Origin of the sequence: Arenibacter nanhaiticus (assembly GCF_900141935.1) — a bacterium.
Lineage (GTDB): Bacteria > Bacteroidota > Bacteroidia > Flavobacteriales > Flavobacteriaceae > Arenibacter > Arenibacter nanhaiticus.
Window position 1 is genome coordinate 17,178 of sequence record NZ_FQYX01000009.1, and the last position, 13,938, is coordinate 31,115.

Consider the following 13,938-nt stretch of genomic DNA (forward strand, 5'->3'; position numbering starts at 1 on the left):
TAAATCAATGTAAACCAAATTCTATAGAAAATAAAACTATAAATCTGTATATTAGTAGATTGTGGTTTGTTGTTGAATAGGTTTAGAGTTGATTAAACGAAAATATATCATATGATGTTTGATGAGATTGATATTAAATTATTAGGTATGCTGCAAAACAATGCCAAGCTAACGACTAAGGAATACGCAAATAATTTAAGTCTTTCGGTAACAGATGTTTACGAGCGGATAAAACGATTAGAAAAAACAGGGGTTATAACCAAGTATGTAGCCTTGGTCGATAAGAAAAAGATAAACAAATCGCATGTTGTCATTTGTCATGTAAAACTAGCACAACACAATAAAGAGTTTTTAATGCAGTTTGAACGGGAGGTTTTAAAACTTAAAGAGGTGGTAGATTGCTATCATATCAGTGGGGATTACGACTATATTTTAAAGATATATGTAAGTGATATGGAAGCGTATCGGGAATTCATGGTGACAAAGCTTACCACAATCCAGCATATTGGGAGTACACAAAGTGCTTTTGTTATCAAGGAATTGAAAAATACTACCGCAGTAGCTATATGAAATTTTTATTGTAATCTGCTTAGATATGTATTGTTTTAAATAAGGAGTTTTTAAGAATTTATATTTTTCAGTATAAGAAACCGTATTGTTGTCAAATAATAAAACATTTGTACTTTTGCTACGTTAATTATTGCATTAAATTTACCGACACACTAATATTCACAATAAAAAAGTAATATGACCCAATACGATGTAGCCATAATAGGCTCTGGTCCTGGCGGATATGTAGCAGCAATCCGTTGCGCACAATTAGGAATGAAAACCGCAATCATTGAAAAATATTCCACTTTAGGAGGTACTTGTCTTAATGTAGGTTGTATTCCTTCTAAAGCACTTTTAGATTCTTCGCACCATTATGAAGATGCTGTAAAGCACTTTAGCGATCACGGAATAGAAATTCCAGGAGAAATAAAGGTAAACTTGGAGAAAATGATTGGCAGAAAACAAACTGTCGTAGATCAAACCTGTGCCGGAGTAAAGTTCTTAATGGATAAAAACAAAATAGAAGTTTACGAAGGGGTGGGAAGTTTTAAAGATGCCACTCATCTAAATATTGCAAAGAACGACGGGTCTACAGAAACTATCGAGGCTAAGAATACCATCATCGCTACTGGTTCTAAGCCATCTAGCCTGCCTTTTATCAATATTGATAAAAAACGCGTTATTACTTCTACGGAGGCTTTAAAACTAAAAGAAATTCCGAAGCATCTTATCGTAATTGGTGGTGGTGTTATCGGTCTGGAATTAGGACAGGTTTACAAGCGTTTGGGCGCAGATGTAACAGTTGTAGAATTTATGGATCGTATTGTGCCAGGAATGGACGGAGCGCTTTCTAAAGAGCTGCTAAAAGTCTTGAAGAAACAAAAAGTGAAGTTTAATCTTTCGCACAAGGTTAAATCGGTGACTACCAACGGAGACGAGGTTGTGGTGGTAGCCGACGATAAAAAAGGGCAAGAGGTAACTTTTAAAGGAGATTATTGCTTGGTAAGTGTAGGGCGCCGTCCTTATACCGACGGTCTTAACTTGGAGGCTGCCGGAATAACTATGGAAAAAAACGGAACAATTGCCGTCAATGACCATTTACAGACCAATGTCGCTAATGTTTACGCTATCGGAGATGTTGTCCGTGGTGCTATGCTAGCCCATAAGGCAGAAGAAGAAGGCACTATGGTTGCTGAAATATTGGCAGGACAAAAACCACATATCGACTATAACTTAATCCCCGGGGTAGTATATACATGGCCAGAAGTTGCTGCAGTAGGTAAAACCGAAGAAGAACTGAAAGAAGCTGGTATAGAATACAAAACTGGGCAGTTTCCTATGCGTGCCTTGGGGCGTGCCCGTGCTAGTATGGATATCGATGGTTTTGTAAAAATATTAGCCGATAAAACTACTGATGAAGTACTGGGAGTGCATATGATCGGAGCTCGTGTAGCCGATTTGATAGCGGAAGCAGTAACGGCAATGGAATTTAGAGCATCGGCAGAAGATATCTCTAGAATGAGCCATGCGCATCCTACCTATGCTGAGGCTGTAAAAGAAGCTGCACTGGCTGCTACAGCAGATAGGGCCTTGCATATTTAAAAGACCTAGAGTCGCTTTAAATGGCGATACCGATATAAAAAAAGACCTGCCACTAAATAAGTGACAGGTCTTTTGCTTTCTAACAATATTGGCTTTTATAAGTGTTAAGAGATTAAGCCTATAGCTAGGCTAGTTTTTATGCGACCCATCACAGTATGGTGGGTTCTTGGTGAGTTTACAAGTGCATAAAAAAGCTTTCTTGTCCTCTTCTGCAATGAAAGTTAATGGTGGTGTTGCTTTTTCTGCTCGGTGCGATCCATCGCATAATGGCTGATTGTTGCTATGACTGCAAGTACACCAAGAATATTTTTTATCCTTTTCTAATTCCACTGCAATTGGTGAAAAACGCTGATTCGTATCGTTCATGATTATAGTTTTGATTGCGAAAATAAGCTAATCATAACAAGAAAAACATAGCACCCCCTAATTCTTTACGAGTCTAAATAACCTTAACAGGGTTCCTTTAGATTTTATGGCAAAAGCCTTTAGAAATCTTAGCGATTCTTCGTGAATTCCCTGTCTTGCTTTCTGGGATATTAACTTGGAGGGTTTCGCAATCGCAGCTTTAATCTGTGCTTTGTTTTTTTCGTACCTCAAAGCCAGTACTGTGGTTAACGAGATAAAAATTAAGGCGCCCGGAATAACGATGCTTGGCGGCAAGGTGTGGTGGAGAAAATAATACAGCCCTAGGCCGGTGAAACTACCGTAAAGAAGCACGTAATGCACCACGTAAATAGATAAGGTACTTTGTCCTATTTGCAACATCTTGGGATTGGTCATGAATTTTCTAAACAACATAAAGATCGCAAAAACCAACAAAACATCACCTAATCGAATAAATAGGTAATTGTTGAAATAAATTAGGGCAAATATCTCCACGCCAGTTTTTTGGGACAGGAAAGCAAAGAGATCAGAAGAGAAAAATATCAGGGACAAGCCCAATGCTATAAAGCTGCTAATTGTAGCGGGATATAGAAAGCGATGTGTTTTAAACCTATTAAATATAACCGAAATAAAAGCTCCGATCCCAGCATAGCCAAACCATGGAAATATAGTAAATACAGAGCCATTGCTCTTGGTGAAATAATTGGCTAGTAATGATGGTAGATAGTTAAAAGTAAACTGCTTGTAATAGGGTTCAAAAACAAAAAGAAAAACGCTGAGACTAATAAGAGTTGCCGCAAATAGATACAAGGATCTTTTGGCTGTTAATAGATAAAGGCCAATGATTCCCAATAGGGATAGCCCAATACAGTGCAAGACATCTACAAGGTAAAAGGAGTTGTAAATCTGAAGCTTTAAAAGGCCGAAGAAATTTAACCTTAAAAGGTAGCCAATAAACAAAAGAGACAATCCTCTTTTAATGCCTTTTTGGACCCGGGGATTGCTTAAGCCAAAAGCATCGCCTTTAATGAGTAGGTACGTAAATATAAAACCGGACACCGTAAAAAATACCGGAGCTGTAATACCTCTAAAATATTTCCAAACGGTATAAAAAACATTGGAGTCCACCCGATATGCGTTATCGAGTAAGCCATCTACAAAATGTCCCTGCAACATCATCAGAATAGCCCATGCCCTTATGGCATCAATAAAGTAAAGCCGAAATTCGTTTTTTTCCATTTTATCTATCAAAGATACCTTATATACTTGGTTAACAGTATGTTTGGTTTTTAAAGGCTGCAAAATTATACAAAATCCTCGCAATTCAATGTAATTTGCGGTAATTTCGTCATACTAAAATTAAAACCGATACTATGGCGAATATTGTAGCTTTTGCTGGAAGCAATTCTTCAACCTCAATTAATTATCAGTTAACAAGATATACCGTGTCACTTGTAGGAGAGCATAAGAGTCGATTGTTGAATATGGTGGACTATAATTTGCCCATGTTTAGCGAGGATTTGGAACGAGAAAAGGGGTATTCTGATGTTTTGATAGATTTAATGGAGCAGATAAAGCTCGCAGATGGACTAATTATTTCGGTAAATGAGCACAATAGCAGTCCTTCTGCTTATTTTAAGAATGTGATAGATTGGTTGTCTCGCCTTAATAAGGATTTCTTGCTCCATAAAAAGGTATTATTAATGTCTACCTCTCGTGGCAAAAGAGGAGGGAGCAGTTCTTTGGGGATTATAAAGGCTATTCTTCCAAGGTTTGGGGCTGATGTGGTTGCGACATTTTCACTGCCCTCTTTTAATCATACTTTTAACGAGGCTAAGGGTGTCACAGATGCTGAACTTTCTGAAGAACATAAAAAAGCATTGGAATTATTTTTATCCAAAATCTAGAAACACTTGCGAAAAAAACTCACATTTACGATACCCGATATCGCTCAATTCAAAGAGGCGCTTTTGCAATGGGGCCAGCAATTCGAAGAAATGGCTTGGTTAGATAGCAATGCTCATCAAAACACCTATAGTTCTTTCGACAGCGTTTTGGCAGTAGATGCCCTAACGGCTATAGAAACAGATACGCAGAATGCTTTTGAAGATTTAAAGATTTACCAGTCTAACACAAAGGACTGGCTTTTTGGGTATCTCTCTTATGATCTAAAAAATGATATTGAGGCGTTGACTTCCACTAATTTTGATGGCCTGCATTTTCCTTCTTTATATTTTTTTCAACCTAAAAAGATTATCACCATCCATAAGAACAGGGTTACTTTCAACTACCTGAATATGGTTGATGACGAAATAGAAAACGACCTTAAAGATATATCTGAGGGTAATTATTTGCAAAGCCAGCAGAAGCAGTCTAAAAACATAGGTATTAAGCTAAGGATCTTTAAAGACGAGTATTTTAGGCAGGTAGAAAAGATGTTAGAGCATATTCATAGAGGTGATATTTATGAAGCAAACTTTTGTCAGGAATTTTATGCCGAAAATGTGGGGATAGATCCGCAGAAGACCTATCAAAAGCTCAATAGTATATCGCGCCCGCCTTTTGCTACATTTTTAAAGCTTAACGATAAGTATTTATTATGTGCGTCCCCCGAAAGGTATCTTAAGAAAGAAGCGAATAAAATCATTTCTCAGCCTATTAAAGGCACGGCCAAGCGTTCTGTAGATTTGGAAGAAGACAGGCTTTTGGTGACCAACTTAGAGAACGATATAAAGGAAAGAGCAGAAAATGTTATGATCGTAGATTTGGTTCGCAATGATCTTTCTAAGAGCGCATTAAAAGGTACGGTGACCGTGGAAGAACTGTGCAAGGTGTATACTTTTGATCAGGTGCATCAGATGATCTCGACCATAACTGCTACGGTTCCTGACAACAAAAATCCGGTTGAGCTTATCAAAGAAACCTTTCCTATGGGTAGTATGACGGGGGCCCCGAAGGTGTCGGCAATGAAAATCATCGAAGAATTGGAGGCAAGCAAACGCGGATTGTACAGTGGGGCAGTGGGTTACTTTACGCCGGAAAACGATTTTGATTTTAATGTGGTGATTCGCAGTATATTGTACAATTACACAAGGAAATATCTTTCTTTTTCTGTAGGTAGCGCCATTACCGCTAAGTCCGTCCCGGAAAAAGAATACGATGAGTGTCTGCTGAAGGCAAAGGCGATGAGGCAGGTTTTGGAAGATTGAAATATGTTCGGTTACAGCTAACGGGAAAGTTCTTAGTCTCTAGTGTATTGGTTTGGGCGTTACCTCCTTCCTCGGGCGGGCCCTTAGCTATATCCCTTGCTTCGCGGCGGGGATGCCGCCGCGGTCCCTAACGCGGGTAAAAGAGAAAATGCAACCTCCTTTACCATAAAGTATCTGCGCCCGGCCTCAAAAGCCCTATGTCTTTTCGAAGTCATTGGTGTTTCATATTCGTAGGAATCATTTTTGTTCCTTATTTTAGCGACATGCAAGACGATTTTAAGCATCATATAGCGGAGTTTTTTCCGCACTTAAGTAACCAGAAGTTCTTATTGGCCAGTAGTGGAGGTATAGATAGTATGGTATTAACCCATTTATGCGCTAATAGCCGAATGGACTTTTCTATAGCGCATTGTAATTTTCATTTAAGAGGAGAAGCGAGTGATGGAGATGAGGCTTTTGTTCGGGATTTCGCAAAGACTTTAGGGCGAGAGATATATGTAACTCATTTTGATACAGAATTTTATGCTGAAACACATAAAGTATCTATTCAGATAGCGGCCAGGGAACTTCGCTACCAATGGTTTTCAGAAATCATGGAAAAAGAAAATATAAAAACTTTGGTAACTGCTCATCATGCCGATGATAACTTAGAGACTTTTATAATAAACCTATCTAGAGGGACAGGCTTGGAAGGGCTTTGTGGTATCCCAGCCGATACTGCCACAATTTCCCGGCCTTTACTTAAGTTTTCTAGAGCCCAAATTGTAGCCTATGCAAAACAGCACCAAATAGCATGGCGAGACGATGCTAGTAATGAAGATACCAAATATTTGAGAAATAATATCCGTCACAATATTGTTCCGTCTTTAAAGAATTTACACCCTAGTTTTTTGGATAATTTTTTAAAAACCCAGGAACACCTACAGCAAAGCCTAGAAATATTACAAGCTCATATTCAAGGTCTAAGGCAAAGGGTTTTTAAGTGTGAATCGAACCATATAAAGATCGCAATAGCCGATCTTTTGCCCTTGACTCCTAGAAAGACCTACTTGTTTCATTTCTTTAAAGATTATGGCTTTACCCAATGGGAGGATATAGATGAGCTGCTTTCCGCAATGAGCGGAAAAGAGGTGCATTCGCCCACTCATAGACTTTTAAAGGATAGGGCATATTTATTATTGAAGCTTAAGGAGCAGGAAGATTCACAGGTATTTAACATTCAGGAAGGGCAAAAGGAGATAAAACTGCCCGTTTCGCTTCGTTTAGAGGATGTTAGGGAAATTAGGGCAATTTCGGCCAATACAGTCTACCTAGATAAAGAAAAGTTAAACTACCCCTTGGTGCTACGGAAATGGGAAAAAGGGGATTATTTTTACCCTTTTGGAATGAAGGGCAAGAAAAAAATAGCCAAATATTTCAAAGACCAAAAGATAGATATGTTTGCAAAGGAAAACCAGTGGTTGTTGTGTTCCGGAGCCGATATTGTCTGGGTCATCGGTAAACGGGCCGACGATCGTTTTAAAGTAACAGGGAGTACTAATAGAATTTTAAAGATTGATTTTATCGAATGAAGTATTATGTAGCATTATCATTACTGGTTTTTAACTTTTTCCTTACCTTTTCCCAGTCCGATGACCAACCTTCTGTGTGGTCTTACGAAGCAATAAAGGTGTCGGAAACAGAGTTCGATATTGTCATCTCCGGAGATATTTACGATGGGTGGCATATTTATTCACAATTCACAGATGAAAATGGCTCCATGCCTAGTGAATTGACCTTTGAAAAGGAGGGAGAGGATTATACATTGCAAGGGAAGGCTTCCGAAAGCAAAACGTATAGAGAATACTCAGATATTTTTGAAGTAGAAGAGACTTTCTTTAAGAACAAGGCTGTTTTTACTCAAAGGATAGAATTGCTGAAACCTGATTTAAAACAGATTGAAGTGAATCTGTTTTATCAAATATGTAAAGAGGTTTGTATTCCTAAGGAAGAGGTTTTTTATATATCCCTGACGGGAGAGGCAGCTGTAGTGGTCGATAAAAATGTAGACGATCGCAGCAAGGAACTAAGTGCCGCCTTGATATTGGACCTTAAGAATAAAGATCTTTTGGCAAGTGGCGGAGCCGATTCCGTAGATGTTAAAACGAGCCTATGGACCATTTTTGGTCTTGGTTTTTTAGGAGGGTTGATCGCCTTATTGACACCCTGCGTTTTTCCTATGATCCCTTTAACGGTTTCCTTTTTTACCAAACAATCCGGCACCAAATCTAAAGGGATAATCAATGCCCTGCTATATGGCTTTTTCATTGTACTTATTTACCTTTTGCTCAGTCTGCCATTTCATTTATTCGACTCCGTAGATTCTCAGATTCTGAACACCATAGCGACCAATGTATGGTTAAATGTTGGATTCTTTGTGATCTTTATCTTTTTTGCCTTCTCGTTTTTTGGTTATTACGAACTGACTTTACCAAGCTCATGGGCTAATAAAATGGATTCGGCCTCTTCCAAAGTAGGAGGTGGTATCGGAATATTTTTCATGGCCGTAACCTTGGCGATTGTTTCTTTCTCTTGTACCGGTCCTATCCTAGGAGGGTTGTTGGGAAGTACAGCCTTGGCCGACGGGGACGTAGCCACAAATCTTACCGCTGGAATGCTTGGGTTTGGTGTGGCCTTGGCCTTGCCCTTTGCCTTGTTTGCTCTTTTTCCAGCTTGGTTAAATTCGCTGCCTAAATCTGGTGGCTGGATGACTACCGTAAAGGTTGCCTTAGGCTTTTTTGAGTTGGCACTTGCCTTTAAATTCTTGTCCAATGCCGATTTAGTGGCCAATTGGGGGATTTTTAAACGCGAAATATTTATAGGAATCTGGGTAGTGCTTTTTGTGCTACTGACCTTGTATCTTTTTGGAATCTTTAGGTTCCCGCACGACGGACCTAAACAAAAAATGTCTTTGGGAAGAAAGATTTCTGCCGCCCTTAGTGCAGCTTTCGCGGTGTATTTGATATTAGGACTGGTGAAAGTGACCGATCTAAAATTGCTGAGCGGTTTCCCGCCTCCAGCCTTTTACAGTGTTATGGAAACGGAAAGCGATTGCCCTCTGGGGATCGATTGTTTTAAGGATTTTGAAGAAGGTTTGGCATATGCTAAAAAGGCAAACAAGCCTATTTTGCTCGATTTTACCGGATGGGCATGTGTTAATTGCCGTAAAATGGAAGAGAATGTTTGGAGCGAATCTGATATTTATCCGATCCTAAAAGAAGAATATGTATTAATCTCTTTGTATATAGACGATAGAAAAGAACTTCCCGAAGCCGAACAATTTGATTTTAAATATGAGTCGGGCAGAGTAAAAACTATTAAGACTATAGGGGAAAAATGGGGGACCTTCCAGACCTTAAATTTCAATGCAGCCTCACAACCCTATTATGTAGTGTTGTCGCCAGATTTGGAAGTGCTGAATGCGGCAGTACAATATACAGATAAGGACACCTATAGGGAGTGGTTAAAGAAAGGAATATCGAGCTTCCGTAAACTAACCCATCTAAAAGAATAGTATTTAAAACCATCGTTGGTGACTTTAGAAAATATCGCGATATTGCGGTTTCTAAAACATCAACATAGTCAAGAAAACGCATGGGAATGAATCTAAAAAAGTAGATATCCTATGCGTTTTTTATTAAAACGCATCGCAAAATAACTGAAATTGTTTATGAAATGAGCATGACTGGAAACTAGTCACAACTACGAATTCAGCTATGCGAATTACATATGTCCTTTAAAACAATAAATATCTAAACATGAAAAAACTTCTATTTCTATTTCTCGGTCTTATGATAATCTCATGTGGGCGTAGTACTAAAAATTTGCCTTCAGGGGAAACTACCACATCGGTTGTAGATAATTATAATGTAAAGGACCATTATACCAAAAAGGAGGTTGTTATCGCTATGAGGGACGGAATTAAATTGCACACTACTATTTACGCACCTAAAGACGCTTCTAAAAAGTATCCTATTTTACTATCTAGAACACCTTATAGTTGTAAGCCCTATGGAGCGGATAATTTTAGGAACAAAATAGCTCCTAATCGCCAAATGATGGAAGAAGGCAATATAGTCGTCTATCAGGATGTGAGGGGGCGATGGAATAGCGAAGGCGTTTATGATAATATGCGCCCTTATATCCCTTATAAAAAGGAAGGAGATATAGATGAGGCTACCGATACTTATGATACGATAGAATGGCTGGTAAACCATGTAGGGAACAACAACGGCAAGGTGGGGATTTGGGGAACTTCCTATCCTGGTTTTTATTCAACCTATTCGTTATTAGACGCTCATCCGGCATTAAAGGCGGTATCTCCCCAAGCGCCTATAGGTGATTTTTATTTTGACGATTTTCACCATAATGGGGCTTATTTGTTGAGTTACTGGCGCGCCACCGCTGTTTTTGGATATATGAAGGACAAGCCTACGACCGAAGATTGGTACACTTTCCCCGACTTAGGTACCCAAGATCAGTATCAGTTCTTTTTAGATGTTGGTCCATTAACAAACCTAGATGCCTATTACGATAAGGACAATGTTTTTTGGCAGCAATTAAAAGATCATCCCGATTATGACGAGTTTTGGCAAAAAAGAGGCATTATTCAACATTTAAAAGATATAAAACCTGCGGTAATGACCGTTGGGGGTTGGTTTGATGCCGAGGACCTTTACGGGCCATTGAATACCTATGCTGCCATTGAAAAAAACAGCGACAATTATAATACTTTAGTGATGGGGCCTTGGAGTCATGGAGATTGGTCCAGGGAGAAAAAACGTCAGGCGATAGGCAATGTTTATTTTGGAGACGATATCTCTAAATTTTATCAGGAAAATATAGAGAGCAAATTTTTTAACCACTTTTTAAAAGGAGAAAGCAGAGAAGCCATTGGTTTGCCCGAGGCATATGTTTTTGATACCGGTATAAAAGCGTGGAAAAAATTCGATACTTGGCCTCCAAAAGAAACGAGGAAGGAAAGCTATTTCTTGCAGCAAAACCAGCGTTTATCCCAAAAAGCAACTAGGGACTACTCTTTTGAGGAGTTTATTAGCGACCCTAAAAAGCCAGTGCCGTATTCCGAGGATATAAAAATGGTCTTTACACCGAGAAAATTTATGACAGACGACCAGCGTTTTGCCGCCCGGAGGCCCGATGTATTGGTTTTTGAAACGGATCCTTTAGAATCGCCGCTGACACTAGCAGGGGATATCTTGGCGAAATTAAAGGTGGCTACTACGGGTACCGATGCCGATTGGATCGTGAAGGTCATAGATGTTTATCCGGCAGACCATCCGGAGTACGAGGAAACGCAGGCGTATTTAAAAATGGGGAATTACCATCAAATGGTTCGTAGCGAAGTACTTAGAGGAAGGTATAGAAACGATTTCTCTAAACCAGAGCCTTTTGTCCCCAACCAGCAAACAGCCGTCAATATTAAACTGCAAGATGTTTTTCATACATTTAAAAAAGGGCATAAGCTTCAGGTGCAAATACAAAGCACTTGGTTTCCCTATATAGATTTGAATCCGCAAACTTATGTCGATAATATCTTTAAAGCCAAAGCCGAGGATTTTCAAAAGCAAACCCATAAGGTGTATAATTCCTCTGTTATAGAGTTTACCGTATTGCAACCATAATAAAAGTCTTACATCTAATAAAAAAAGCATCCTAACGAGGGTGCTTTTTTTTATCGTAAAAATTAATATACCTTTAAATCTAAATTGATTTATGTGAGAACATTTAAAAAGACATTGCTGATTATCTTAGGGGTAATCGCTGTTTTGGCAATGATTGCCACTATAGTTTTTTATCAGCTTTCTCCTAATTATAATGGGGAAAAGACGTTGTCTAAACTGACCGAAGAGGTAAAGGTGTATTACGATGCCTACGGTATTCCTCATATATATGGAGAAAATGAAGCCGATGCTTTTAGAGCCTTAGGGTATGTGCATGCCCAAGACAGGCTGTGGCAAATGGAACTGTTGCGGCGAATAGGAAGGGGTGGACTTTCTGAAGTCTTTGGTGCAGATTTGTTAGAAACAGATAAGTTCTTTTTATCGCTAGGAATCAATGAAGCTTCAGAAAACACCGTAAAAAACATAGTGCCAACCGAACCAATGGTGCTATTATCGCAAGCCTATCTGGATGGTATCAATCAGTTTATTGAGCAGGGGCCAACACCGGTCGAATTTTACCTGACGGGGATAGAAAAAAGACCCTTTACTCTAAAAGATGTTTTTAATACGGTGGGGTATATGGCCTTTAGTTTTGCTATGGCCCATAAAACAGACCCCTTGCTGACCAATATAAAAAACAAGTTAGGACCAGACTATTTGGTTGATTTAGAAATAGACGTAGATAGCAGTACTGTTTGGATTAAAAACCATAAACAATCTTTTCAGGTAGGTGGTGTTCATGAGGTGATAACGAAAAAATTAAGCGGTATTTTAAAAAACCTTCCGTTGGCACAATTTGAGGGAAGCAATAGCTGGGTAATAGCGCCTGAAAAGACTAAAAACGGAAAAGTTATTTTTGCGAACGACCCCCATATTGGTTTTGCTCAGCCCTCGGTTTGGTACGAAGCGCATCTGAGTACCCCGGACTATGAAAAATATGGCTATCATTTGGCAGGTGTGCCGTTTCCATTATTAGGCCATAATAGAAAGTTGGCATACGGACTAACGATGTTCGAAAACGATGATATAGACTTTTATTACGAAGAAGACTCCCCCTTAGATCGCAATAGTTATAAAACCACGGGTGGTTATGTACCTTATAAATTGGTGCACAACACTATAAGGGTAAAAGATGAGGAGGCGGTAGCGTTCACCTATAAAGAATCTGTACATGGCCCTATAGTTCATGGAATAACGACTGAACTTAGCGACGACAAAAGTATTGCTATGTCATGGGCGTACACCAAGGTAGAAAACAAAGTTATGGATGCGCTCTATGGTTTGTCTCATGCCAATAATCTATCAGACTTTGAAAAGGCCCTCCCGGATATTCATGCGCCAGGGTTAAATATAATGTATGGCGATGCTATTGGGAATGTGGCATGGTTTGCAACGGCAAAATTATACGCCATGCCCGATAGTACTAATACCAAGTTTATTTTAGATGGGAGCAGTGGTAAGGACGAACCCCTTGGTTATTTGGATTTTTCAGAAAACCCTATGGCTATCAATCCCCCTTGGAACTAAGTGTATTCTGCCAACAATCAGCCCGATTCAATTGCTGGAATCCTTTATCCTGGATATTACTTGCCCGAAAACAGAGCCAAACGCATTGTATCCTTATTAGAGCCTAAAGACGATTGGGATAAGCAGCAGGTCTCTGAAATGATTCTAGATGTTACCGCTCCGGTAGATATAGATATTGTAAGCAACTTGGTTAAATTAATGGATATAAAAAACTTGTCGGACCAAGAAATTCATATTCTGGATAAGTTAAATTTATGGGATGGGAACAACCAGTTGGAAAATATAGAACCTACGATTTATCACCGATGGTTGTATCAGTTATTAAAATATGGTTTTGAAGACGAATTGGGGCCTGAAATGTTTCAAGAATTATTGGCTACCCATATGTTTAAAAGACTAATAGCACCCTTATCCGAAAAGGAAACTTCTGTTTGGTGGGATAATATTTCAACAAAAGACATTGTCGAAACAAAGCAACTGGCCGTAATCGAGTCCTTTAAACTGGCTGTGGCATCACTGGAGGCCGATTTTGGAAAAAACAACAAGAAGTGGACGTGGGGGAAAGTACATACCCTAGAGCATGGGCATCCGATAGGGCGCATAAAAGCGCTTAGGTCTTTCTTTAATGTGGGGCCTTTCCCGGCAGTGGGAACTAGGGAAGTTATCAATAACATGGCTTTTAATTATGATGAAACTGGAAAATATCCCGTTACTTCGGGACCTTCGACCAGAAGGATTATTGATTTTTCGGATATAGAAAATAGCATCAGTATTCTCCCCACCGGGCAATCGGGCAATCCGTTTAGTCCCCATTATAGGGACCAGGCAAAAATGTTCAACAAAGGTCATTTTCGTAAAATGATGATGAACAAAGAAGAAATTATTAGGACTAAAAAATCCTTGCTCATATTTAAACCAAAGTCGTAGGAACCGGGAAGGCAATT

At 39.2% G+C, this 13,938-nt stretch carries 9 protein-coding genes and 1 pseudogene; 8 read left to right on the top strand and 2 right to left on the bottom strand.

Features of this window, described 5'->3' with window-relative positions:
* Positions 1–111 precede the first annotated feature (111 nt).
* Entirely contained in the window at positions 112–570 is a 459-nt protein-coding gene (locus BUA16_RS07340) for an Lrp/AsnC family transcriptional regulator (RefSeq protein ID WP_072764104.1), read from the top strand.
* A gap of 177 nt (positions 571–747) precedes the next feature.
* The gene (gene lpdA, locus BUA16_RS07345) at positions 748–2,154 is read left to right on the top strand and encodes a dihydrolipoyl dehydrogenase (protein ID WP_072764105.1); all 1,407 of its coding nucleotides are present in this window, start codon (positions 748–750) and stop codon (positions 2,152–2,154) included.
* Between the two features lie 129 nt (positions 2,155–2,283).
* On the opposite strand, the gene BUA16_RS07350 is transcribed toward lpdA, so the two are convergent.
* On the bottom strand, positions 2,284–2,520 hold the full coding sequence (locus BUA16_RS07350; RefSeq protein ID WP_072764106.1) for a CDGSH iron-sulfur domain-containing protein: 237 nt from the start codon (positions 2,518–2,520) through the stop codon (positions 2,284–2,286).
* A gap of 57 nt (positions 2,521–2,577) precedes the next feature.
* Positions 2,578–3,840, bottom strand: a complete 1,263-nt coding sequence (locus BUA16_RS07355) for a heparan-alpha-glucosaminide N-acetyltransferase domain-containing protein (protein WP_317045390.1) — start codon at positions 3,838–3,840, stop codon at positions 2,578–2,580.
* A gap of 71 nt (positions 3,841–3,911) precedes the next feature.
* Between BUA16_RS07355 and BUA16_RS07360 the strand changes: the two genes are divergently transcribed.
* From BUA16_RS07360 to BUA16_RS07390, 6 genes and pseudogenes are all read left to right on the top strand, one after another.
* Positions 3,912–4,445 carry an NADPH-dependent FMN reductase gene (locus BUA16_RS07360; protein ID WP_072764107.1) on the top strand — a complete coding sequence of 178 codons (534 nt, stop codon included), beginning with the start codon at positions 3,912–3,914 and terminating at the stop codon, positions 4,443–4,445.
* A gap of 6 nt (positions 4,446–4,451) precedes the next feature.
* Positions 4,452–5,747, top strand: coding sequence for an anthranilate synthase component I family protein (locus tag BUA16_RS07365; protein ID WP_072764108.1), 1,296 nt, complete (start codon positions 4,452–4,454; stop codon positions 5,745–5,747).
* 197 nt (positions 5,748–5,944) lie between these two features.
* Entirely contained in the window at positions 5,945–7,318 is a 1,374-nt protein-coding gene (gene tilS, locus BUA16_RS07375; protein ID WP_317045391.1) for a tRNA lysidine(34) synthetase TilS, read from the top strand.
* Positions 7,315–9,300, top strand: coding sequence for a protein-disulfide reductase DsbD family protein (locus BUA16_RS07380; protein ID WP_072764111.1), 1,986 nt, complete (start codon positions 7,315–7,317; stop codon positions 9,298–9,300). The genes tilS and BUA16_RS07380 overlap by 4 nt, the downstream gene beginning before the upstream one ends.
* A gap of 244 nt (positions 9,301–9,544) precedes the next feature.
* Positions 9,545–11,428: a CocE/NonD family hydrolase gene (locus BUA16_RS07385; RefSeq protein WP_084668451.1), complete on the top strand. Its 1,884-nt coding sequence runs from the start codon at positions 9,545–9,547 to the stop codon at positions 11,426–11,428.
* A 150-nt stretch (positions 11,429–11,578) separates the two neighbouring features.
* Positions 11,579–13,921, top strand: a pseudogene (locus BUA16_RS07390) (penicillin acylase family protein).
* Positions 13,922–13,938 lie beyond the last annotated feature (17 nt).